Origin of the sequence: Robinsoniella peoriensis (assembly GCF_000797495.1) — a bacterium.
Lineage (GTDB): Bacteria > Bacillota > Clostridia > Lachnospirales > Lachnospiraceae > Robinsoniella > Robinsoniella peoriensis.
The window spans coordinates 445,649-471,251 of sequence record NZ_JTGN01000003.1; the positions used below are offsets into that span (position 1 = coordinate 445,649).

At 40.3% G+C, this 25,603-nt stretch carries 19 protein-coding genes; 17 read left to right on the top strand and 2 right to left on the bottom strand.

Annotated features, from left to right (window positions below; genetic code table 11):
• The first annotated feature begins 123 nt into the window (after positions 1 to 123).
• From QR40_RS08340 to QR40_RS08375, 8 genes are all read left to right on the top strand, one after another.
• The gene (locus QR40_RS08340; protein ID WP_044294305.1) at positions 124 to 1,743 is read left to right on the top strand and encodes a type 2 periplasmic-binding domain-containing protein; all 1,620 of its coding nucleotides are present in this window, start codon (positions 124 to 126) and stop codon (positions 1,741 to 1,743) included.
• A 128-nt stretch (positions 1,744 to 1,871) separates the two neighbouring features.
• Positions 1,872 to 3,314 carry a family 43 glycosylhydrolase gene (locus tag QR40_RS08345; protein WP_044294307.1) on the top strand — a complete coding sequence of 481 codons (1,443 nt, stop codon included), beginning with the start codon at positions 1,872 to 1,874 and terminating at the stop codon, positions 3,312 to 3,314.
• Between the two features lie 36 nt (positions 3,315 to 3,350).
• Positions 3,351 to 5,138, top strand: a complete 1,788-nt coding sequence (locus tag QR40_RS08350) for a sensor histidine kinase (RefSeq protein ID WP_160295786.1) — start codon at positions 3,351 to 3,353, stop codon at positions 5,136 to 5,138.
• Between the two features lie 16 nt (positions 5,139 to 5,154).
• The gene (locus QR40_RS08355; protein WP_044294308.1) at positions 5,155 to 6,705 is read left to right on the top strand and encodes a response regulator; all 1,551 of its coding nucleotides are present in this window, start codon (positions 5,155 to 5,157) and stop codon (positions 6,703 to 6,705) included.
• Positions 6,706 to 6,748: 43 nt separating this feature from the next.
• Positions 6,749 to 9,451: a glycosyl hydrolase family 2 protein gene (locus QR40_RS08360; protein WP_081998830.1), complete on the top strand. Its 2,703-nt coding sequence runs from the start codon at positions 6,749 to 6,751 to the stop codon at positions 9,449 to 9,451.
• Between the two features lie 25 nt (positions 9,452 to 9,476).
• Positions 9,477 to 10,814 (top strand): glycoside hydrolase family 1 protein, encoded by a 1,338-nt coding sequence (locus QR40_RS08365; RefSeq protein WP_044294309.1) that lies wholly within the window; start codon positions 9,477 to 9,479, stop codon positions 10,812 to 10,814.
• Positions 10,795 to 11,046 (top strand): hypothetical protein, encoded by a 252-nt coding sequence (locus tag QR40_RS08370; RefSeq protein WP_044294310.1) that lies wholly within the window; start codon positions 10,795 to 10,797, stop codon positions 11,044 to 11,046. Before QR40_RS08365 ends, QR40_RS08370 begins: the two co-directional genes overlap by 20 nt.
• Positions 11,047 to 11,081: 35 nt before the next feature.
• The gene (locus QR40_RS08375) at positions 11,082 to 11,327 is read left to right on the top strand and encodes a hypothetical protein (RefSeq protein WP_044294311.1); all 246 of its coding nucleotides are present in this window, start codon (positions 11,082 to 11,084) and stop codon (positions 11,325 to 11,327) included.
• Between the two features lie 155 nt (positions 11,328 to 11,482).
• Here QR40_RS08375 and QR40_RS08380 read toward each other — a convergent pair whose 3' ends face one another.
• Positions 11,483 to 13,024 carry a response regulator gene (locus QR40_RS08380; RefSeq protein WP_160295787.1) on the bottom strand — a complete coding sequence of 514 codons (1,542 nt, stop codon included), beginning with the start codon at positions 13,022 to 13,024 and terminating at the stop codon, positions 11,483 to 11,485.
• Entirely contained in the window at positions 12,999 to 14,741 is a 1,743-nt protein-coding gene (locus tag QR40_RS08385; RefSeq protein ID WP_044294314.1) for a sensor histidine kinase, read from the bottom strand. Before QR40_RS08385 ends, QR40_RS08380 begins: the two co-directional genes overlap by 26 nt.
• A gap of 356 nt (positions 14,742 to 15,097) precedes the next feature.
• Here QR40_RS08385 and QR40_RS08390 point away from each other — a divergent pair, with 356 nt between their 5' ends.
• The 9 genes from QR40_RS08390 (at position 15,098) to QR40_RS08430 (ending at position 25,182) form a co-directional block, all read left to right on the top strand.
• On the top strand, positions 15,098 to 16,414 hold the full coding sequence (locus tag QR40_RS08390) for an ABC transporter substrate-binding protein (protein ID WP_044294315.1): 1,317 nt from the start codon (positions 15,098 to 15,100) through the stop codon (positions 16,412 to 16,414).
• A gap of 63 nt (positions 16,415 to 16,477) precedes the next feature.
• On the top strand, positions 16,478 to 17,383 hold the full coding sequence (locus QR40_RS08395) for a carbohydrate ABC transporter permease (protein WP_044294316.1): 906 nt from the start codon (positions 16,478 to 16,480) through the stop codon (positions 17,381 to 17,383).
• Entirely contained in the window at positions 17,364 to 18,203 is an 840-nt protein-coding gene (locus QR40_RS08400) for a carbohydrate ABC transporter permease (RefSeq protein WP_052430750.1), read from the top strand. Before QR40_RS08395 ends, QR40_RS08400 begins: the two co-directional genes overlap by 20 nt.
• Positions 18,204 to 18,213: 10 nt before the next feature.
• Positions 18,214 to 20,748, top strand: coding sequence for a glycoside hydrolase family 2 protein (locus QR40_RS08405; RefSeq protein WP_044294318.1), 2,535 nt, complete (start codon positions 18,214 to 18,216; stop codon positions 20,746 to 20,748).
• A complete protein-coding gene (locus tag QR40_RS08410; RefSeq protein WP_044294319.1) occupies positions 20,745 to 20,924 on the top strand; it encodes a hypothetical protein in 180 nt (59 codons plus the stop codon). The genes QR40_RS08405 and QR40_RS08410 overlap by 4 nt, the downstream gene beginning before the upstream one ends.
• A 375-nt stretch (positions 20,925 to 21,299) precedes the next feature.
• Complete coding sequence (locus QR40_RS08415) at positions 21,300 to 21,965, top strand: NUDIX hydrolase (protein ID WP_044294320.1); 666 nt, start codon at positions 21,300 to 21,302, stop codon at positions 21,963 to 21,965.
• A 63-nt stretch (positions 21,966 to 22,028) separates the two neighbouring features.
• Positions 22,029 to 23,036 (top strand): J domain-containing protein, encoded by a 1,008-nt coding sequence (locus tag QR40_RS08420; RefSeq protein WP_044294321.1) that lies wholly within the window; start codon positions 22,029 to 22,031, stop codon positions 23,034 to 23,036.
• A 22-nt stretch (positions 23,037 to 23,058) separates the two neighbouring features.
• A complete protein-coding gene (locus tag QR40_RS08425) occupies positions 23,059 to 23,976 on the top strand; it encodes a hypothetical protein (RefSeq protein WP_044294445.1) in 918 nt (305 codons plus the stop codon).
• A gap of 21 nt (positions 23,977 to 23,997) precedes the next feature.
• On the top strand, positions 23,998 to 25,182 hold the full coding sequence (locus QR40_RS08430) for an adenylosuccinate synthetase (RefSeq protein ID WP_052430751.1): 1,185 nt from the start codon (positions 23,998 to 24,000) through the stop codon (positions 25,180 to 25,182).
• The last annotated feature ends 421 nt before the right edge of the window (positions 25,183 to 25,603 follow it).

The window sequence follows — 25,603 nt, forward strand, 5'->3', positions numbered from 1 at the left end:
TGATAGAATTGCCAGTGTAATGTAGTAAAAATCTAAAAAAGCACATAGCGATTTCTAAAATCCCCATATTTAAAAAATAAAAAAAACTGATAAAATAAAATAAAAAGAATGAGGTGGAGAGGTATGAAAAGTAAATTCGTGAAAAGACTATTAAGTGTAATGGTAGCATCAGCGATGGTATTATCCATGCTGTCAGGTTGCGGATCATCAGAAAAAAAAGATGGACAAACAGCATCAGGTGGTGAGGAAGCAGTGTCAGATGGCAAGGAAGCAGTGTCAGATAGTAAGGAAGTGGCGTCAGATGAAGACATTGAGGTTTGGGGAACTAATACCGGATATCTACCAGTGGAAGCAGGAAGTGAATTGTACAATCTATACAAAGAGATGATGGGTGTCGGTATCGTACAGCCATATGTAGAGTGGAATGGCGGTGAGACTTACCTGGAACAGTTAAACTTAAGAATTGCAGCAGGTGATATGCCGGATGTATTCAGTCCGTGGAATGGTATTGAATCAGAGTTGATTGAGAGCGGCGCACTTTTGGATTTGACAGATTTACTACAGGAGAAAGCTCCCCGTTTGTGGGAAAGCATTCCGGAAGAAATGTGGGATGCTGTAAAGGCCAATGACCCAACGGGTGAGAATCGTATTTATGTGATTCCACAGGTTCTGAATTATGGAAGAAACGGTGGTATGATTCGTCAGGACTGGCTGGATAGTCTGGGACTCAAAATGCCGACAACACAGGAGGAATTTGTTGAAGTACTACGTGCTTTTAAAAATGACGATCCGAATGGAAACGGTGTTGCAGATGAGATTGCGACTGGCGGACGTGCAGAAGTAAGATGGATGGGACAGATGTTTGGACAGTATGGAATTGCAATGTGGGAAGGATATCCGCAGTGGGATATTTATGACGGAGAACTTACATATTCCGCAGTAACTCAAAATATGAAAGATTGCCTGGAATGGATGTCAGAATTGTATGCAGAGGGTCTGCTTGATCCAGAGACGCTGTTGAATGACAAGTCCGCATGGGATGGAAAGATTAACTCAGGGGTTGTAGGGGTGTGGGAACATCTTCCACAGGAGTGCTACAACTATGCCGAGAATATTTATACTGGAACAGGTGTAAAACCACAAATCGCTATCCTACCAGCAATTTCCGCACCAGGATATGAAGGTTACTATACGCATCGTCAGATGAATGGCGGCGGATTTGTAGTAGCCAACACAGAGGATGAAGAAAAAATCGATAAGATTATGAAGGTACTGGATGCATATGGAAATCAGGACATGTGGATGGAATTTTACAACGGTGTAGAAGGTATGCACAGTGAAGTGATAGATGGAAAGGCAGTTCGACTTCCGGATGATCCGTCTACTCAACAGAACCTGGTACTTGCGCCATACAACAGCATTGCAACCATTGACTTCCAGGTAAATGTATTGTCCACACAGTTAACAGAAGACAGGGAATGGGCAGTTTCTCAGGCAGTTGAGAATGTTCAGAAAAACCAGGAGTATGTGAAGAGCTTTGCAGGTGATGGTATGCCGGATTCTATTTACTCTGATTTTCCCGATATCGGAAACAGGACATTATATGTTGAGTACGCAACCAAGATCATTGCAGGAGAATATCCAATTGATAAGTTCGATGAGTTTGTTGAAAAATGGTATGCATCGGGCGGAAAAGAAGTGACAGAACTGGCTAGAGAGTGGTATGCCAATAAAACTAAATAAGAACGGATATAGATTTTGAAAGAAACTTGCCGGAGATAAATAAGAGGGAATCTTAAGCTGCAGGAGTCCGGGGGATATATTCCTCAGGGCTCCTGTTTTCATAATATAAGAAACGGAAGGAGAAAGGCATGAAAACACAATGTTATAATCCATATTTACCATTATGGGAATATATTCCCGATGGGGAACCCCATGTATTTGCCGAACGGGTGTATGTATACGGAAGCCATGATAGATTTGGCGGAACAAAGTTCTGTATGAACGATTATGTATGCTGGTCGGCTGATGTTCAGAATCTGCATGAGTGGATATATGAAGGTGTTATCTATCGAAGCAGTCAGGATCCACGGATGCAGGACGGAAACAGGCAGATATGGGCTCCCGATGTTGTACAGGGGAAGGATGGAAGATATTACCTGTATTATTGCCCGGACGGTGACGGAGAAGCAATCGGAGTGGCTGTATGTGAAGAACCGGCCGGTCGATATGAATTCTATGGTATCGTTAAGGGTGAAGACGGAGGGCAGATCGGAAAAAGAGAGGGCGATATCTGGCAGTTTGACCCAGGTGTTTTTATAGATGATGATGGGAAGATTTATCTGTATTCAGGAAATGGTCCGAAGACAAAAGCAGATATCGGTGAGACTCCGAAAAACTCCTGCGTCATGGAACTGAGTAATGATATGCTCACGGTCAAAGAAGAACCGAGACGACTTCTTCCGATTTTGGGGGAGGCAAAAGGGACTGGATTTGAAGGGCATGAGTTCTTCGAGGCAAGCTCTATCCGGAAAATTGGAAAAAGGTACTATTTAATCTATTCTTCTACGAAATCACGTGAACTTTGTTATGCAGTTAGTGAAAAGCCGGACCAGGGCTATCATTATGGTGGTGTTGTGTCAGATAATTCTGGGATTGTGGAAGACGAGGGGCAGAACCGTGTACAAATCATGTGGGGGAATAATCATGGTGGTATTGAGCAGATCAATGGTAAATGGTATGTTTTTTATCATCGGCCAAGTAACAAGACACAGTTTTCCAGACAGGGATGTGCGGAGGAACTTACCATTCTTGAGGATGGAAGAATTCAGCAGGCTGAGATGACATCACAGGGGTTAAATGGTGGTCCATTGGAAGGGCGAGGGACTTATCCGGCATCTATTGCGTGTATCTTGCATGGAAAGGAAGAACCTGAGATTGCCAGACCATGCAGTAATGATCAGCCATATGTAACACAAGATTGTCCAGATGTGAACCCTGAAGAAGTGAAAATGTTAGAGTCAGTTCCAAGACAGTTTATTACAAAATTGAAGGATGGGGCGGTAATTGGCTACAAATATTTTCATCTCCCGAACTTACATAAAGTATCTGTAAAAATTAGAGGACGTGCCGAAGGAACAATCCGCGTTAGAATAGGTCAGAAAGAGAAACTATTGTGTCAGATTCCTGTAAAATACTCTGAAGAGTGGACAGAATTTTCAATGGATGCGGTATGTGAAGAATGGACGGGAGTCTTGTTGTTTTCCTATCAAGGGAGAGGGACTTTTGATATGCTGGAATTCTCTTTGGAATAAGACAGAAGGGGAAACTTACGTTTCGGTGTGATGGTAATGAAAAAGATATGGCATAACCTGAATATGGCTTTAAAATTGATACTTGTGTTTTCAATAGTTAGTGTAATACCGTTGCTTATCAGCAGTTTTGTGCTTTATCGCATTTCAGCGGCTAGTTTAGAAGCAGAAATGGAGGAGACAACAGCTATATTTAGTTCGCAGATTGCTTCAGATATGAATCAATTTGTAAGCGATTATGATTTATCTACAAAGTCATTGTTGGTAAATGACAGACTGTTGGATAATTTAGCTACCGATATTCCAATATCCCAGCAGGTTGAAAATAAATTGTATTATCGTCAAATGGTCATGAAACTAATGACTATGGAAAGTGAGATCCAATCGATTACAATTATGAACGAAGCCGGGGAGTACTATCAATATGATCGGAACGGAAAGACTTTAAATTATGAAGAACTGATTCAACAGAAGTGGTTTTTAGATCAGCAGCAGAATTTAGACACCTTGTTTTTGACGCCACTGCATGATTGTTCTTATTACGATAAAAATAAGGATCAGATTATAGTTACCTTTGGACGGAAAGTTTATGGTAGCAATGGTAGATATGCAGGTTTAATTCTGATTGATTTGCCACCTGCGAGCATTCTAAAGCTGAGTGATGCTTTTTTGTTAGAACGCAATCAATATAATATAAAAATCAATATTACAGATGCCAGAGGTGGTCTGATTTATGATTCGGATCTGTCCAGCGGGCGGGTGAATTATAGTGAGATTAATGAAGAAGAGCTTCTGATGTATCAGAAGGATCCAAGCAATTATCTCGTGATAGAAGATACAACGGAACAGTTAGGAATGAAGATTAATACAGTTATTCCTCGGAGCAAAATGTTACTGCGGGTCAGTTTTATTCAAAGGGTGACCCTTCTTCTCGTTATAATTTTAATAGTGGTTATTATTTCAGTTTCTATCCTATTTAGTAAAAGGATGCTTCGTCTGATCAAGAAACTGCAAAGTAGTATGGAATGTCTAGAAGGCGGGAATTATGAGCTTATTATGGATTCGGCAGGAAATGATGAGATTGGAAGTCTTGTAAAAAGCTACAACCATATGGTTGGCAAAATGGAGAAACTAATTGAAGAGGTGTACCAGGCTGGAATTCGTCAAAAAAATGCGCAGTATTTGGCACTTTGTACCCAGATTAATCCCCATTTTCTGTTTAATACACTGGAATCGATTCGTATCAAAGCGATTTTGAATGGAGACGATACAGTGGCGGATATGGTAAAGTTGCTGGCAAAGATGTTTCGAACAGTTCTGGACAGCGATAAGAAAAATTATAAAGTTCGTGATGAACTGGAAAATATTCGATCTTATATCCAACTACAGAATATTCGGTTTGATAATGTAATTACACTAAAAGAGAGTATAGATCCACAAATTTATCATGCGAAGTTCATGGCAATTTTGTTTCAGCCAGTTGTGGAGAATTGCTTTAAATATGGAAGTAACGAAAGTGGGATACCCATTGAAATATGGATTACGGGCCAATTGACAGAAGAGAAGAAAATGGTCTTTACCATTCAGGATGACGGGAAGGGAATGAGTCCGGAGAGATTGGAAGCGGTGCGACAGGGACTTTACGTGTCCCAAGATGTGGAAATACAGAAAGAAAAGGGTGTAGAAGAGAGTGATTCACATCGAATCGGACTTCGCAATATTGCTGAGAGACTCCGCCTGCGTTATGGAAGCGACGGAGAATTGCGAATTGTATCAAGCAATGAACAGGGAACGGTTGTTGAGATTCGAGTACCATATATGGACTAGATGAAGAGGTTGAGTTATGGCATATAAAGTGTTGATTGTAGAGGACGAGAAAGAAAAGGCAAGAGGAATTGCCTATTTAGTAGAAAAATACAATCCGGAATGTACACCGGTTCTATTGGCACATGATGGTAGGGAAGGTTATGAGAAGGCAACGGAGGAACAGCCGGATATTATATTGACGGATATCAAAATGCCGGTTATGGATGGATTGGAAATGATTCGGGCATTGCGGGAAGTCAGTTTTCCGACAGAGTTCATGGTGTTAAGTGGTTATGCAGAGTTCAGCTATGCCAAGAAGGCGATTGAACTTGGTGTAAGGGATTTTATTACAAAACCGGTGGATGAAGAAGAACTGAGCAACATGCTGAGTAAAGTATGTAAAGAAATCTCAGAGCGAAGAAAGACAGAGGATTCGCTTAGTAAGCTAAATGATGATATGAGAGATTATGCTCTGCGGGATTTCCTGACAGGTGGAACAGACAGTCAATATAAAGTCGGAGAATACCTGAATCAGATGGGTATATCGGAAGAATATGGACAGTATACCTGTATGGTGATTGAATGGGATGAAGCTCTGAGTGATTTCAGTATAGAAGAAGGGCTGACTTCTTCAAGTGGGATGTTTTTCTATGGAGTAAAGACGGGAAATGCACAGATGGCAGTTGTCATAGGTGCAAAGAGTATGGATATAGAAGAAAAGAAGAATCTTATCCGACAGTATGCTATGAAAGAAGAACAAGATCGATACCATATCAGTGTTGGAATAGGAAGTTCTTACGAGGATTATACAAAGCTTCCGAAAGCATATGAAGAAGCCCGTGTGGCATTGAATTACCGAATCCTGAAGGGGAGTAGTGCAGCGATTCTGTTTGAGGAACTGTATGATATGGATAACCGGACAGATTTGCTTACAGAGAAAGAGACAGAGCAACTGAAAGAACGAATTGATCGGTTTGATCAGGATGGATTTCATATTGCGGTAAAAGGAATTTTCAATAGGGTTCTTTCAGAAAACAATCTTTCACTTCCTGAACTGCAAAAATTGAGTCTGAATATTGTACTGCTTGGACTGCATAATATCCCGACGGCACAGCTGCAGTTGAATGAGTACTTTGGAAAAAACCTGTTCACGTTGAAAAGTATTGAAAAGTTTAAGACTATGGAACAGTTGGAAAACTGGATTATGAATATGGTGAGCATTATGAATGAAGTGATGCTCAAAGATAGTGTGCCGAAGAAAAAGGATTTGATTGTAGAGGCAAAAGAATATATCCGGAAGAATTATAATCAGAACATTACCTTGAATGATATTTCAAAGAAGTTTTATATCAATCCATATTATTTCAGTCAGTTGTTTAAGAAAAAGACTGGTGTGACTTATCAGAGATATTTGATGGATTATCGTGTGGATCGGGCGAAGAAGCTGCTGGCAGAAACAGAGCTGCACATCTACGAAGTATGCAGGCTGGTGGGATATAGTGATGTGAATCATTTTAATCAGATATTTGAACGAACGGAAGGTATGAAGCCCAGTGAGTATCGGCAAAAGTATGCACAGGATGATTAAATGGAATACAGTACAGCCAGCAAAGCAAAAAGAGGAGACGCAGATGAATTCAAAAATAGAAAGACTATTGAATAACGAAATGGATAATTACATTTTTCCGTTTTTTTGGCAGCATGGGGAAACAGAATCAATACTGCGTGAGTATATGCAGGTGATCTATAATGCGAATATCCGAGCTGTTTGTATTGAAAGCCGCCCCCATCCTGATTTTGTTGGAGCTAGATGGTGGCATGATATGGATATCATTCTAGATGAAGCAAGAAGGCGGAAGATGAAAGTATGGATTTTGGATGACAGTCATTTTCCGACAGGCTATTGTAATGGAAAGGTAGAAGAAAAGCCGGATTCCTGCAGAAGATGGTTTCTGACATATAAGGTGTTGGGAGAAGTAGCAGCGGGATGTGAACGGACATGGGAGGCGACAGAATATAAAAGCGTAGCGCCGTTTGAAGCTACATGGATTGAAAATTATTTTGACATGTCATTTGAAACATTTTCTGATGATCAGTGGCTGGGCGCCGTTGCTGTAAAAAAGAATGGATCGGGTGAAAAAGATCTCGTGATGCTGAAGGAAAACGAAGGGAAAATTGTCTTTACGCCTTCCGAGGGAGATTGGCAAATTTATTCTTGCCAACTGACAAGAAACAGAGGAGCGCACCGGAACTATATGAATATGCTGGATAAAGAGGCATGCCGTACATTGATTGAGACAGTATATGAACCTCATTATGCACATTATAAGGATGACTTCGGGAAAACAATTGCAGGATTTTTCTCTGATGAGCCGGAGATTGGAAACGGACATCTTTATTTGATGGATCAAAAGATCTATGAGCAGGATGACCAACCGTGGAGCATACAGCTGCAGAAGGATTTGGAGAAGCACTGGGGGGCAGATTATCTGAAATTGCTGCCGCTTCTCTGGGACAGAAAATTTGATGAAAACATGACAGCAAAGGTGCGATATGGATTTATGGATTTGGTGACACGGCGTGTGGAAGAGGACTTTTCCATGCAGATAGGGGACTGGTGCCGGGAACATGGTGTGAAGTATATTGGACACTTGATTGAGGATAATAACCAGCATGCGCGGTGTGGATCCAGCTTGGGGCATTTTTTCAGAGGCCTTGCAGGGCAAGATATGTCGGGAATTGATGATATTGGCGGACAGGTACTGCCGCAGGGAGAAGATACTCTGCATGTATCCCATCTTGGGACTAAGAGAGATGGTGTATTTTATCATTTTGCACTGGGGCGCCTGGCATCCAGTGCGGCTGCGATTGATGCAAGAAAGAAAAATCGTTCTATGTGTGAGATTTTCGGGAATTATGGTTGGAAAGAGGGTGTGCGTCTGGAAGCATATCTTGCAGATCATTTTATGGTGCGCGGTGTTAATCATTATGTGCCTCATGCTTTTTCACCAAAGGCATTTCCAGATCCTGACTGTCCGCCGCATTTTTATGCGCATGGGCATAACCCTCAGTATCGGCATTTTGGAGAATTGATGAAGTATATGAACCGAATCTGCAATCTGATCAGTGGAGGCAGACATGAGAGTGAGGCTGCGATTCTGTATCACGGAGACGCGGAATGGAGCGGTATGACATGTATGTATATACAGGAACCCGCACGAGTTCTGACAGAAGCGCAGATCGGGTTTGACTTTGTACCATCAGATATATTTACAGACAGTTGTTATCAAGTGAATTTGAACAATGGTTTGAAAGTGCATACACAAGAGTACAAAATATTTATCATCCCGGAAGCGGACTATATTACAAAGGAGACGGCAGATGCGATTGTGAAGTTGGGGGAACAGGGATTTCCATGTGTTTTTGTAAATTCTTATCCAAAGGGAATCTGCAGCCAGATAGAATCAGACAAAGAAGAGGTATTATTGGAAGAAATAAGAGAAAATGCGATGAGTGTGAAGCTTACAGAACTTGCCAATTACATGAGAGAGAGAAAGATGCCTCAGATACAACTTAGCCCGGCGGAGAAATTTATCCGTAGTTATCAGTATTACGGAGAACCTGAAATTCTCTACTTGGTGAATGAAGGTACAGAAATCTATGAAGGAAATATCCGGCTTAGAGGAACGCCAGAAATATGTTATCGATATGATGCGTGGGAAAACCGCCTGGAATTGTTAGATGTCAAAGCCTGCACGGAGCTAAGGGAAGCACTGGAAGATCGCGAAGCGGAAACCGGATTAGAAATCAAAGTTCGAATTGAGCCTGGAAAGAGCTGGATAATTGTATTTGATTGGGAAATGCCTGGAAATTTGAAGGAAAAAAGCATCTATCATATCGTACGGAAAATAAAAATTGAAACCAATTGGAAACGAACTGTCTGCAAGAGCATTGACTATCCGGCATTTGGACATAGCAGTCAGGTTTCACTGCCTGATTTTGCCGAAAGAGAACTGCCTGATTTTGCCGGAGTGCTGCGGTATGAGCAGGATGTAAATCTGGGAACAGAAGTGGAGTCGAATACGATTTTGGAGATAACAGATGCAGGGGAAACAGTGCAAGTGTTTGTTAATGGAAAAGACTGCGGAATTCAGATTGTGCCGCCTTATCGCTATGAGATTGGGAATTTCCTGCATCAGGGAGAGAATCGGATTGCGATTGAAGTGGCAACTACTTTGGAACGACAGATTTTCCCGAAGAACAAGTCGGAGAACTGGCAGCCGCAGAATCATGTGGGGTTGTGTGGCAAAGTTTATTTATGCCAGAAAAAGTAAATTTCAGAACCGTTAGGAGGATAAAATGAAAAAATTTCCAGAGAATTTTTTATGGGGAGCAGCAAGCGCGTCTTTCCAGGTGGAAGGTGCAAGAAGTGAGGATGGCAAAACAGACAGTATATGGGATGCGACAAGTAAGGGACATATCAAGCGAAATGTAAATGGAGATGTGACCTGCGATCATTATCATTGTTATAAAGAGGATGTAGCCTTGATGAAAGAGTTGGGACTGAAAAGTTATCGCTTTTCAGTTAGCTGGCCGCGTGTAATGCCCGAGCGTGGAGTGATAAATGAAAAAGGGCTTCAATTCTACCGAAATCTAGCAGATGAGTTGGTACAGGCAGGGATTGAGCCGTTTTGTACACTATATCACTGGGATTTGCCAATGTGGGCCTATAACGAAGGTGGGTGGGAGAACTCACAGATTATAAATGAATTTACAGAATATGCGAAGATTGTTATTGATGCACTTTCCGATAAAGTGCGATACTGGATGACTTTTAATGAACCTGCATGTTTCATTGGATTTGGTTACTTTGAAGGACGACAAGCGCCGTTTAAGATCAATCGTATGAGCGAAGAGCAGAAATTCCGTGATTTGGCGCAAATTAGCAAAAATGTATTGCTTTGCCATGGTCATGGTGTGCAACTGATTAGAGAACGCTCTAAACTGGCAGACCCACAGATTGGATTTGCGTTGAATGCGAGAAACTTTGTGGCTTATGATGAAACGGAAGCCGGAATCGAAAAAGCAAGAAGTGAGATGTTTGATATTGAAAAGGGATTTTCTATGGCTGCAAATTGGTGGGCGGATCCGATGGTACTTGGAAAGGCACCCAAATATCTAGATGAGATCCTTTCCGAGGAGGAATTGAAATTTATTAGCCAGCCATTGGATTACTTTGGTTATAATGTGTATTTTGCAAATAACTACAATGCAGATACAGAAGCGCCGGATTTGGGATGGCCTGGTATGCCACGTACACAAATGGGGTGGGCAATCACACCCAAAGTGCTCTACTGGTCACCGAAGTTCCTCCATGAACGTTATAACCTTCCGATTCTCATCACAGAAAATGGTATGTCCAATCTAGATTTTGTAATGAGAGATGGAAAGGTCCATGATCCACAGCGGATTGATTATATGTACCAGTATCTGAGTGCATTACACCAAGTGATGAAAGACGGGATACCGGTAATTGGCTATACGGCATGGTCTATTATGGATAACTTTGAGTGGGCAGAGGGCTGTGACCCGCGGTTTGGTCTGATCTATGTTGATTACAGAACATTGGAAAGAATACCGAAAGATTCTTTTTACTGGTATCAGAGAGTCATTCAGAATGGTGGACTGGAAGAATAAGGAAGATGAAAGGGTAGAAAATGGATTGCAAAATGCAAATGCTTATGCAGATGAAAAGGCGACAGAGCACACACTGGGAACGATCATCTTCGATAGGTTGGAGTTGGAAAAGTTTTGTCCATATGAGGATGGGGAAGTATCATTCTTACGAAGCGGATTCCCAAAATGGGGAGAACCAATTGCAATTAAAGAGCTTCGGCCGTGGAATGAGCTGGACAGAGATATATTCTAAAGCTGGGGGATGTGTGTGATACCTTTCAAGTGTGGGTGAATGATCAGAAAGCAGATTTCCCCGATCAGGTTATAAAAGAAGTAGAAGTGACAAATTTACTTGAGGAAGGTGAAAATGAACTGCGGGTTATTGTGAATAGTAATCTCTATAATCAGTTGCTTGAGGAAGGTGTGGTATGGAAGGGCAATGCAATACCATATACAGAGAAAAAGTATGGAATCTATGAGACGGAAGAGAAGCCGGCTTGTCTAGTATCGCCTCAAATATCGTTTCTTTATTAAATTAAGGTATGAGAGGGTGCAGCGTGGTAGTTTAGTCCCAAACCCGATGGTACGATTCCGGAAGATATCCGTTGCATAGATCGTTTGCAGTTGCAACACAGTCAGAAGGGTGCTGCCGCACTGGGTTTCATACCAGGGTGGGCAGCACCCTGAATTTATTGGGGAGAATGATCGCTGTAAGAATTGTCACCGCTTTTTTTTATATGCTCCATATAATAATTTTTTGCGCTGCACCCTGCAATTTTATTGAAATAAGCCGAAAAATATTTGTAATTTTTATAGCCCACTTTTTCCGCAATTTCATAATATTTATAATCTGTTTTCTCAATCAGTTCTTTTGCTTTTTCGATCCGCAGGATATGCAGGTACTCTGTAAATGAGTGAGTGGTCTCCCGCTTGAAGATGCGGCAAAGATATCCCGGTGATAAAAATACTGCATTTGCAACATCTTCCAGATGCAGGTCTTCTGTAAAGTGTTCTTTCATGTAAGAGATGGCATCCGATACTGCTCTGGTACAATTTCTGGAAGGTTCCGGAAATGCGAGGGTGCGAAGCTGTTCGATAATTTCCTGTGGTGTCTCCAGTGCCCATATGAATTCCTTCATTTTATCAAATTCCAGGTCCGTATTCTGAATAGAGGAAATTACCACCAGAATGTGCATGACGGATTCCAGAAAAACGCTTCTTAGTACCATATTTTGTTCCATATAATGATAGTAAGAGGATAGGGACGCCATAAATTGGTGTTGGTCGCGGTTAATAATACTGCGGATGATCTGCGATTCATGATTATATGGTATATTCGGGTCGTTTATTGCAATTTCCCTGGTAGGTTCGATAATCCGATATGCAGACTTGCTCCAGAAGCAATTATCCAGTGTCTGATTTAATATTTCATATGCCATGGGTAAAAATGTAAAGGACGTAATGGAATTCATGATCGTTATGAAATTTCCGAATAATATTGGCTGAATGCTGGGTAGTATCTGTTCAAACATTTGAGGGGTAAGTTCCTTTTTTGCTGTATTCAGGATCAGTATGACATTTTTTTGGTCATCAAAAAAGCAGATAGGGTTAAAGTCAGCAAAATAAAATAGTAATTGCCCAAGGATGTAATTTTCATCATCAAAATTTACCTTCATCAAACCAACGCTCAGAGAAGGCATGTCTGTATCGCCCCCTAAATCGGCATATTTTCTGCAAAAATGTGGGTATGAGATCTGTTTGCGGATAAATCGTAGCAGCAGGCTTGATTTTAACAGCGGCTGGTTTTCTGTATAGATCTGCTGTATATGATTCAGTTTTTCCGTTTGATCATTGTAAGCCGCGGTTTCATCCCGGATTCTGATGACCGTTTCCAATATTTTTTCACTGCATGCGCTTTTAATCAGAAAGGCGCTTACTTTAAAGTTGATTGCTTTTAATAAATTTTCTTCGCTGCCAAAGGCAGTCAAAATGATAATTTTGGTGTTAGGCAGAACAGAATGTAACTTTTCCGCCAGTTCAAGTCCATTCATAACAGGCATCTGAATATCTGCTAAAACAATGTCCGGACGCTGCTGCAGGGAGACTTCAAAGGCTTCCTGACCGTTTGCTGCCTCGAATACAGTAAATCCGTTATCTTCCCAGGGAATGGTATATATCATTCCTTTACGGATAAAATCCTCATCATCAACAATCAGTATTTTTGTCATCATTTTCATCTCCTTCAATTGGTTGATTTATCCGGAACACGCTAAAATCCCCATCTAAAAAGTAAGTAAGTGAATAGGGTTCGCCGTACCTAAGCTGCAGCCGCTCTATGATATTCTTTAGGGCAAACCCTTTCAGGGCGGGTTTGCCGGAATTCAGAAGAGTAGTGATTTCATCGGGATTTATGGGGGTTCCGTTATTGGCAACCTCGTAAATAAGATCATTACCTGACCGGTATATATGTACATGGATAATGCCGTTTGAATAGCTGGATAAACCATGATGAAGCGCATTTTCCACAAGGGGCTGCAGGAGAAAGCTTAAAACCTGGAAACCCTTTATATCATCATTGCATTTTACATCAAAAAGAATCTTGCCATTATGCCGTATATCCTGGATCACGATGTAGCAGGTGAGGTGTTTCAGTTCATCAAACAAAGTAACTTTATCTTTTGTTTTTGCCGAGAGCGTCATCTGCATCATCTGTGATAAATTGGATACCATTAAGCTTACTTTTTCTGTTTCCCCCAGTTTAGCCATCCAATATATGGTGTCCAGGGTGTTATAAAGAAAGTGGGGATTTATCTGTGTTTCCAGTACATCCAGCTGTGATTGTTTTAGCTTTAATTCCCCCAGATAAACTTTATTGTATAGAATTTCCAACTGTCCCGCCATATTATTAAAACGATCTGTCAGCATGGAGATTTCCTGGCAGCCTTCAATATCAGCCCGGCTGGAAAAATTCCCTGTTGTCAGATTCGTCATTTTTTCACCAAGTGTCTCCAGGGGTATCGTAATCTTTTTGGAGAAGTAAAATGACAGCATAAACGATAATAGCATTACGGCAGTGGAAGCCATTAGCATGCTTGGCCAGAATGCGTGCCTCACTTCGGAGATTATATGGGGAGCTGCAATACTGTACAGTATCAGCCCGTTTGAGAGCAGATGCTGTGAGATGATACAATTATTCTGTATCGTACTTGGCTGACCAGACTCAGCCTTTTGTTTTAGCTCTTCATATGTAAAAGAGAACTTTTGATAGAGTGTGTCAGACTGACCGGTATTAACTTCAATAAGAAGAGCGTTGTTAGGTGTGATTAAAAAATAGGAGGTCTCTTCATTCTGCAGATGATTACTCATTTTTGACGTTACATAGGATAAACTCAGCCGGAGCTTTATGTATCCTGCATACTCGGAAAAATTTGTTGGGTTTCTGAAATGCCGAAGTAAAAAGATAGATTGTTCGTCCGCTGGAAAATACCAGAAAGGAAGCAAATCATGTTTTCTGACATTCTCATAATCAGTTTCTGTGTATTTGACCGTATTGTCTGTAATTATATAGTCTCCGTCTTCCCGGTAAAGTCCAATACTTAAAATCCCTTCCCGATAACCATAAGGTATTAAATTTCGGATATTTGAGCTTTTTTGTTTCTTCCTTAAAAAATCGGGGTTTGAACTTGGTATTGTTAGATAAGTGCGCATTGAATCTTCAGTTAAAGGAAAAAGTGTCAGGTCAGTTGCGTTTGTGAACAGGGTATCAAGACTGTTAGCCATCTCCGTCACATTGCTGTTATATATAGTTTTAAGGTCATTTTGTGCATGGGTAGTAAAAATAATATCTGCAATTAACACTAAGAGTATGAATGGTATCAGCATCAGTAAAACAAAAAGTACAAGTATCTGCCTGCGCATGGTAATCGGTCTTTTAAATTGCAGTTTCATATTTTATCCCCCTGAGATAAGTTTTCTAATTATGAATTATACCATTATTTCTATAAAATAAAAACAAGATACAGAAAAAAATCAGATTAATATCTATACAATATATAACTTTCATGCAAATTAGTTTGATATGACAAAAATTGAGGATATTTAGCAATATTTAAGGATATCATATGCCAGTCAAATCAGATTAAGGGTAAAGATTGCAAATTATAAGGATATTCCCAATGAAAATACAGGTTTTAGAAGATTGAGGATAGTTGTAGAATAGTATTGTAAACAGACAGGCACCAGTCAGTAAAGAACGATTGGGATGTCAAAAACCAATACTTTTGTGGTCGAAGGAGGAAAGGAATATGAAAAAGAGAATAACAGCAGTAGTTTTAGCAGCAGCGATGTCATTCAGTTTGTGTGCCTGCGGAGGAAATAGCGGTGAGGATTCAGATAGCAGCAAAGGAATTGAGCTTACGGTAATGCACAATTTTACAGAAGAAGACCGGGCTACGAATAATCAGGGAGATGCCCATCTGACTATGTCGGAAGCATGGCAGAAGGAGCATCCGGATATTAAAGTGGTCAGCCAGGTAATGTCTCATGATGATTATTCTACCAAGATCCAGGCTCAGGCAGCAGTGAACGAACTGCCGGATATATTCATGGTGAAAGGTTCCTGGATGGATAACTTCATAGACAATGATTTATTGGCACCAGTGAATGAGTATCTGGATCAATATGAACACAAAGGCAATTATAAGCCGGGTGTTTTTGACGCGGCAACAAGGGACGGTAAGATATATGGAATGACGGGGCAGCTGGCACTTTCCTCAGTCGTTTTATACAATGAAGAGTTATGGAAATCAATCGGGTATGATACGTTTCCGGATAATTGGGATGACATCTATAAAGCCTCTGAGAAATTTCTGGAAAAAGGAATCCCTATGTTCGGTATGGGGAATCAGGACAAATGGCCGGCAGAATCCTATATCTTTTCAGGGATAGGTGATTTACATACCGGAAGTGAATGGACCGAAAGTATTATTAAGAATGATGGAAAAGCCAAATTTACAGACCAGGCATTTGTGGATGCACTGGCGCACTTCCAGAAAATGGCGGAGGATAAACTCTTCAACGAAGATTTTAATACCATTAATGATGCACAGGGATTTGAGCTGTATGGGCAGAAAAAGGTGTCTGCTGTCATTAATGCCTCATGGGGACTGGGAAATATAGCGTCCTATGATGAAGAGGTGTTAAAAAATACAAAAGTTGCCATGCTGCCGAACCTGGATGGTTCCGAACAACAGGATGTGACTGGGGGCTGCGGATGGTTTTGGTGCGTCAATAAAAAGCTAACGGGTGATAAACTGAAAATGGCAATGGATTATATTATTTATCTAAACGGGTTTGAAATGGCAGAATATGCTATGAAAGAATATGGCCTTGTAACACCGATGAATGTGGATGATTCAGGCATGTCCGGACAGTCTCAGCTGGTGAAGGACTTTGTGGCACTGACAAAGGATAAGAATATTGTTCCGATTTATGATTTGCAAATGAATGCAGCAGTTATTGAGACAATGAATTCAGGATTGCAGGAACTGCTAAACGGAACAAAGAAACCGGAGGAACTTGCACAGGAGATACAGGTGGATCAGGACAATATAAAGAAATAGTTTCTAAATGCAGAAAAACGGTTTACCCTGCTTGATAGTGAAAAGATGAATGGTGGTGGAAGAATGAGTCATGGCTTAAAATTAGTTAAACATAAAATATATTTGTATTTACTTCCAGGAGTATTATGGTATGCAGTTATACTGTTTGTTCCCATTTTACTGGCTTTATATTATGGATTTTTTGACTGGAATGGGGGTGTAAATAAGACCTTTATAGGGATTAAAAACTTTGTGGATGTTATTCAGGATAAGATCTTTATCAAATCCCTGCTGAATAATATTTACCTGGTGGCAGTATGTTTGATTTTCCAGATTGGGCTGGCATTTATATTTGCAACATTTCTGGGCAGCAGGCATGTAAAATTTAAGGGGTTTCACCGGACAATGTGCTATTTTCCATCGGTGCTTTCGGCAGTTATTGTTGGATTTATCTGGAACCTGATTTATAACTATGAGTACGGGCTGCTCAATGCCGTTCTTAAAATGGTGGGATTGGAAAGTAAAGTGCAGCCCTGGCTCAATAATCCGAAGATCATCATGCTGCTGGTTGCTATTCCAATCATATGGCAATTTATTGGATACTATATGGTGATAATGCTCTCCGGTATGTCATCCATCGATCCCCAGGTACTTGAAATGGCTGAGATAGATGGTGCAGTCGGTTGGAAAAAGGCATTATATATCACGGTTCCCCTTATAAAGAATACGCTTATAGTTTGTATTACCCTTTGTATTGCCGGAAATATGAAGGCATTCGATATTATATATGCGATGACATCCGGCGGTCCGGGATACTCCAGCAGCGTTATGGCAATGTATGCATATAATACATCATTTACGTCCTATAAAATGGGATATGGCAGCGCAATGTCCATTGTGATCCTGATTGTAAGCCTGATATTTATTTTGGGCACACAGGTTCCGCTTAACAGGCTGGCAGGAGGGAAAAATGAAGATGAAAAAAAATAAATTAAAGGTAATACATATCATTCCCAATTTCCTCTTAATCATATTTTCCCTTTCCTGTATTTATCCTTTGGTTTGGCTTGTCTACTCTTCCTTTAAAACAAAATCGGAATTTTATCAGAATCCCGTTGCGCTGCCAACACAAATCAATTTTTCCTACTATCAGGAGATTCTGACTAACAGTAAATTTCTGGTATGGGTATGGAACAGTTTGCGCTATAGCCTGCTTGCCTTGTTTTTTATACTGCTGTTTGGGTTTATGATTGGATACCTGTTATCCCGGTATAATTTTCCGGGGCGAAAATCTACCTATACATTTTTTTTACTGGGAATGCTGGTTCCCGTGCATGCAATCATGGTCCCAATGTATGTAATGTTTACGAAGTTACATCTGACAGACCATTGGTTTACATTAGTACTTCCATATACCGCAATGGGGCTTCCCCTGGCTGTGTTTCTGGTGGAAAGCTATGTCAGGACCATACCGGTAGAGGTAGAAGAAGCAGCAGCCATAGATGGATGCTCCAGGGAAAGAACCATTTTCTCAATTGTCCTCTTCATGTGTAAACCAATACTTGTGACCATAGGAATTATTCAGTTTTTTGGATCGTGGAATGAATTTACCTTTGCCCTGATCCTTACGAATTCAGAAAAATATATGACACTTCCGGTGGGAATAGCATTATTTAAAGGGCAGTTTACTACAAACTATCCAAGAATGATGACTTCTATGTTATTAGCAATTTTGCCTGCAATGGCAGCTTATTTCATTTTTTCAAAACATATTATAAAAGGCATGGTTGCCGGAGCGGTGAAAGGTTAGGTGAAAAGAGATGAATATTACAAAATTAAATAAATCATGGGTGCTTCATGAAGCTCCTTTTAGTTGGGACAGGCAATATCTTGCCGATATAAATAAAATAAATGAGGGGTGGTATAAGTGTGATTTACCGGTGGATGTCCGCATGCCTCTGATAGATGCCGGTGTCATTAAGGAACCCTTAGAAGGAGATAACAGTTATGAATCCAAATGGATGGAAGAACGCTCCTGGTGGTTTCAAAAGCATTTTTCATCCGCTGACATCGGCATGGAAAACGAAGTCATAGAGTTAGTGCTGGAAGGCCTGGATACGAACAGCGATATATTTTTAAATGATCAATATATTGGATCTCATCAAAATGTACATTATCCGTTTATTTGTGAGATAAAAAGATTTTTAGTAAATGGGGATAATAAACTGTCGGTTCGGCTCACCAGTGGGCTTGAAAATATATCTATAAAGGATCTGGCTCAAATTGATTGTGCCGTTACCGCTGAAAGCGACTTTAATGACAGTGACAGGGGTGATCACAGAAGGACAATGGTAAGGCGGCCCCAGTATAATATTGGCTGGGACTGGGGACCGCGGCTGGTTTCCGTTGGCATTACCGGACAAGCCTTTGTCCGAGCTTATAATAAGATTGCGATCCGCGAAGTTGGAATTGAAACAAAAGAGATTAAGAAGGATGGGGATGGGAAGCTGGCATTATTAAACGTGATGGTTAATGCAGAAAACTTAAATATCGTGGATACGGTTGATTGTGATCTGGAAATTGTAATTCGAAAGGACGGCAAAATTGCTGCATGCAAAACGATTCCCGATATCCTGCTCACATCCGGCACAAATTATATTAATCAGGAAATGGAAATCCAGGAAGCAGAGCTTTGGTGGCCTGCCGGTTATGGAGAACAGCCCCTTTACCAGGTGGAAATAACGGCACGATGCGCAGATACGAATGAAAGCTGGCCAGTTTTTAACTATGGTATCAGAAAAATCAGTATAGATACGCCGGTTTTGGAGGATGGGACCAGAAATTTTAAATTTATCGTGAACGGACAGGAGATATTTTGTAAGGGAGCGAACTGGATACCAAATGATTTTATATATGCAAGGGTTACAGCGGAAAAATACCGTACATTACTAGAGGAGGCAGTTGAGGCTAATTTCAATATGATCCGCATTTGGGGTGGCGGATTATACGAAAGAGAACTGTTCTATGATCTCTGTGACGAGAAAGGAATATTGGTGTGGCAGGACTTTATGCTGGCATGCGGTGCATATCCGGAACAGCAGGCGTGGTTTGAAAATGAAATACGTTCTGAATATGCCTATCAGGCAAAGCGGCTGCGGACACATTCCTGCATTGCACTTTTTTGCGGCACGAATGAGAACCACTGGATTTTTTCCAATCCCGAATTCCTGGACAGATGGAAAATAAAACCGTCTTATCAAAATCAATATGGACTTTGGATTCCAAATGTCCTTTCTAAGGAAGTGGTTTGGATGAATTGTCCCTACATACCCTATTGGAACAGCTCTCCATATGGCGGGAAGAATGCAAATGATTTAGACTGTGGTGATGCACATCTGTGGAGTCATGGATTTGTAAGTAATGATATCCGGGAAGCTTTGGATTTAAAGAGTTATGATGCTATCAAAACAAAGTTCGTAAGTGAATATGGTGTTCTCGGACCATGCTGCTTAGAGAGTATCAAGGAATATCTGGGAGACGGAGATCTGGATATGAATGGAAAGCTGTGGAAATCCCATACAAACGTGACAATGAAAGATACCTTGGGGAAAGCCATTGTACAAAACTATCTGCCTGAGAATCATGAGCTTACAGAGAGCGAATTTATTCTGTATGGCGGGCTTGTACAGGGAGATGTCTATGAATATTCCCTGGAGTCATTCCGTTTTCAGGAAGACTGCGGTGGAGCGCTTTTCTGGATGTATAATGACGCCTGGGGAGAAGTTGGATGGACAGTTATAGATTACTATTTGAGGAGAAAGATTTCTTATTACGGGGTTAAAAGGGCATTTGCCCATAAGAAATTTATTATCAGGCAGGCGGATGACTGTATTCTTATCCGGGGAATCAACGATACAAAGGAAAAACTGCGCTGCAAAGTGAAATTTGGTTATGTATCATTTGATGGGAAAATCAGTGACACCAGAGAAATGGTATTTGAAGTTCCCGCCGGGTCAAGGATGCAGGTATTAAAAGAAAAATTAGGTGACTATGACTTAGAATGCGGATCATATATGCTGTATGTATATGATGACGGCATTGATCATGCAATGCTATACACCTGCCCCAACAGCCGGCTGAAGTATGCAAAGAGTCCTGTGGAGGTTATGGAAGAAAAGGTAATCGGAAATGATAAAAAGCTTGTGTTAAGGGCCGGGGGGTATGTGTGCGGTGTGTATATAGCCGGAAACTACAAATGCAGCGATAATTATTTTAATATGCTTCCAGGGGAAGAAAGGACGATTATAGTACAAGATGCAGGTAATACTGAATTAGAAATTAAGAGTATAAGATGAAAGTAAAAAATCACTGCGGGGAAGGCAGCTTCTGGGATATTATTCCGTGGGGCAGCAGCAGGATTATCCTTCTATTTATCATCATTCCGGCAGTGAACATTTTATACGTCACGGACTGGGGGACTGGGGAATCCAACAGAATAAGGGGGAATGCCGGGAGAAACCAGCATCCATGAACAGCTTTTGTTCATGGATGCTTTTTCTATTGTGTTGGGGGTTAGGTGATTAATGACGCTTTGTAGATATAGGTAGTGTACGGAAAGGTTAGAAAATACCAGTTCTGCGGCCAGCTGACGGAGCCCATACCAGTTTTCCACACCCATCTTTCTGTACACTACCTATCATTTACAAAGCGTCTTAATCAGCGAAACCCAAATTTAAGATAAATTGTTTGATGTAGCAATAGCGTGTTCACCAATTGTTCTCGGACTGCTGTGGGCACCATGATTTAAATATATTTTCAAATAAGACTTGACTTAGTAGTAAAATTATACTAATATAAAAGTATAAAAAAGCTACTAACTATTTCAAAGAAAGGATTTAGTTTAGATATGAATGCATTCAGACATGAAAAAATTGCAGTTGCTGTGGATTTTTTAATTATGACAATTGAAGATGACAAGCTGAAAGTATTAATGGTTCGAAGAAATGAGGAGCCGTTCAAAGGGGCTCTGGCGCTGCCGGGAGTTGCGGTAGCCGAGGACGAGACGCTGTCTCACGCTGCCAGGAGATGTCTTGAGGAGGAGACAGGGATTACGGAGAATATCTATCTGGAACAATTATATACATGGGGGGATGACTGCAGACGAGACCCAAGAAACCGGGTAATTTCTGTCTCATATATGGCTCTGATTCCCAGAGAGCTGCTTGCGGAGAGCATCGGCAAGCGGGTAACGGAAGTTCTGTTTATGGATGTAACGGAAATTCTTTCCGAACAGTATAAACTGGCATTTGATCATAAAGAGATGATTGCATACGGGAGAGAACGCATACAAAATAAAACAGAATACACGACAATTGCTTTTCATTTTCTGCCCGAAGAATTTACATTGCCCGAATTACAAAAAATCTACGAGATTTTATTGGGCAAAAATTTATTCAAAGCAAATTTCCGGAAAAGTATTCAGGATATAGTAGAAGATACCGGTAAAATGAAAAAGGTGGGTGCCCATAGACCCAGTAAAATCTATAGAAGGGCGGAAGATTTTAAGGGATAAAAGATGCGTGGGAAACCATTAGGTGAGTATCAAGCTGTAAGAAACCAAGATGAGGTGAGGACTTTGAAAGCAGAACAGATTTTATCAATATCCAAAACCGGTGATTTGTTCCCTTATGGAATTGATATGATAAAGGCAAGATATAAAGAATTGGTCAAAGTCTGGCATCCGGATATCAATTGTACACCAGGAGCAGCAGAAGTATATTCCAGGATTACAGAATTGTATCGTGAGGCATTGAAACTCTCCGAGGCCGGAGCCTGGGAGAAATCCAATTATATTCTGGTAAGCAGGCGGGATGATAACGAAAAGATTGCATTAAATTATGACGCAGCATTTGATTTTGAACTGGGCACAAGATATGAAACTAAAACCAGGATTGCATATGTATTAGGTTCAGACAAGAAAAAATATTTTGAAAATGCTGTAATGAGAATCTCCGGACTGAAATTTCAGGATGAGCATATGAAAGCAGATTTAAGCAGGTTTCTTCCCCGAATTCTGAATGCCTTTCAGACAAAAGGCGGAGAATATGTAATTCTGTTGGAAAAGCCAGATCACGTTATTTCTCTTAAAAGTGTCCTTGCGTATTTTGGAGGAAAATTAGACGACAGGCATGTTGCCTGGATCATAAGCAGATTGTTTAGCTTAACATGTTTCCTCAAATACAATAAGCTTGTTCACAATGGTATCAATATCAATAACTGTTTTATCTCACCGGATAATCATTCTATTTTATTGCTTGGGGGGTGGTGGTATACGACAGGTGAGAACGAAAAGATGATCGGAACATCCAGAGATATTTTTTCCATCATGCCTGTTGCGGCGAAAGAAGATAAGAAATCTTCATCATTGACGGATTTAGAATCGGTAAAACTGATGGGCAGGCAATTGTTTGGAGAAGTAAACTGCAGAAAACTTTCTATGGATTTATCGGTGCCGGAGCCGTTTATACATTTTTTGACTGGCGGTTCCGGCAGAGACCCTTACGAAGAATTTGTGAAATGGGACCGGGCATTGAATGATTCATATGGCAGAAGAAAATTTATTCATATGGAAATTAAAAATTAATGGAAAGAAAAGGAGAATGGATATGGGATGTGGAACATTTACAAGTAAAGATTGGATTAGATATACAGCAAGCAGAGGATACACGGCAGACTCGTCGGCAAGTGACATGTATAAATCAATCTCTGTTAAAAAAGAATTTGAACCTGTTGGCATAACCTATAGAGAATCCTGTGATTCAGAAGAACACCCTGATTCTACACCAATTATTTTAGGTCTTGATGTAACGGGATCTATGAGCAGTGTTTTGGAAATTATTTCGAAAAAACTACATACGCTGATTAATGAAATTTATGATAGAGAACCAGTTAAAGACCCTCAGGTAATGGTCATGGCATTTGGGGATGTGGAGTGTGATCGTCATCCATTACAGGTAACCCAGTTCGAATCCGATATCCGGATTGCAGAACAGTTAAATAATATTTATTTTGAAAGAGGCGGCGGGGGTAACAATGGAGAATCTTACACACTACCCTGGTATTTCGCTGCAAGACATACAAAAATTGATTCATATGAAAAACATGGAAGGAAAGGTTTTTTATTTACAATGGGGGATGAACCATTCTTAAATATCATATCAAAGAATGCTATTAAAAAATTTACAGGTGATGATATTCAGGCTGATTTAACGGCAGATGAATTACTAACTGAAGTTTCCAGGCAGTACGAAATCTATCACCTGATGATTGAAGAGGGTTCCGGCATGAGAATAGGCAGGGATGATGTTGCAGCGAAATGGACGAATCTCTTAGGGCAGAGAGCAATTGCCGTATCTGACTGCTCCAAAATACCGGAAATTATTGTTTCTATTTTGGAAATAGCGGCAGGAAAAGATGTAAAAGAAGTGGAAGATTCCTGGGAGGATGAAACGGCGCTAGTTGTAAGCCGGGCAATCAGCGGTCTGGCTGTTATAAATGATAATAATGATCTGATTGAATTTTAAGAGGATAGGAGAGATGATTGTATGAAAACTGTAAAAATAGTTGTAGGAGCAAATTTTGGAGACGAGGGTAAAGGCCTTATGACAGACTATTTTGCAAAAGAAGCAAAAGATAAGAATCAATCGTGTCTTGTAATCTGCCATAATGGCGGCTCCCAGAAAGGCCATACAGTCGTTTCTCCATCCGGGTTAAGACATGTCTTTCATCATTTCGGTTCCGGGGCTGTGTGCGGGGCAGATACTTATTTATCCGCACGGTTTATAGTAAATCCAATTACTTATAACAAAGAACTGGCGGAACTAAAAAGTAAAAATATCGAACCCCAAATTTTTGTTTACGATCAGGCGCTTATTACAACACCGTTTGATATGATGATAAATCAGATTGCAGAAGAATACAGAGGAAAATCAAAGCATGGAAGCTGTGGCTTGGGCATATTTGAAACGAAAGTGAGAAATGAAGAGTACAGGATAGAGAGCACCATATCCGGGTTTTCCAATTTATCAAGGCAGCAATTGGGAAGTATTTTAAACCGTATCGTCTCAGAATATTTTCCGGTAAGATTAAAACAATTAGGAGTGGATACTGTTCCAGATAAATGGAATAAAATTCTGGAATACAAAGAATGTATTATTGAGAATTTTATAGATGATTTTCTGAAGATGAAGAAGAGTATTTCATCTGCCGGTGACAGCATCCTGGATCTTTATGATTATGTGATCTTTGAGGGGGCGCAAGGGTTATTGCTGGATCAGAATAATCTGGAATATGCCCCGCATTTAACACCCAGCAGTACAGGTATCAAAAATCCTATGGATATTATCGCAAAAAGAAATGCTGATGTGGAGGTATGTTATGTAACGAGAACGTATATGACAAGGCATGGAGCAGGCAGGTTTGATACAGAGTGTGCAAAAAAGGAGATTAATTCCCAGATTACAGACTTAACAAATATACCAAATTCATACCAGGATACCATACGTTACGGGACATTGGATCTGGTTGATTTGAAAGAGCGGATAGAAAATGACAGTAAAGGATTCCCGGTTAAAAAGTCATTGGCGGTTACTCATTGCAATGAATATGGAATAAATGAAGAGATGTTAAGAAAATTGTTTTGTGGGTATAAAATTTACAGGTCGGATGGGATGACCCATAATGATGTTAAGTGGAAGCTTCCGATCTTCAACAGTCTTGCAGAGGATTAAAAGATAAAGGGGCTGTAAAAAAACTCTCCAAACAGGAAAATGGGGCTTATTTTACAGCCCCCATATTCAGACTTTCCTGCAAAATCTTCAGAAGTTAAAAAATAGCTTCAAACAACTCCATTCTAATAAATAATCAAAAGACACAATATGTTACTTTTACAAAATAATGACGGAGATATCATGTTATAAAAACCCAATACATGAAAATGTATGTACAAAATTAATTATAAATAAGTATTTATTCAAAAATTAATATACAGAAATTACAAAAAAACATTGACGATAATAAGAATATATGATATATTAAGAAAAATGAAACGGTTCATATTTGATACCTTGTAAAACGCTTTTTTTATTTTAGAAAAAAATGAAACGGTTCACATTTATCATTAAAGGAGGGTAGGGTCTTAAAAAAATAGGA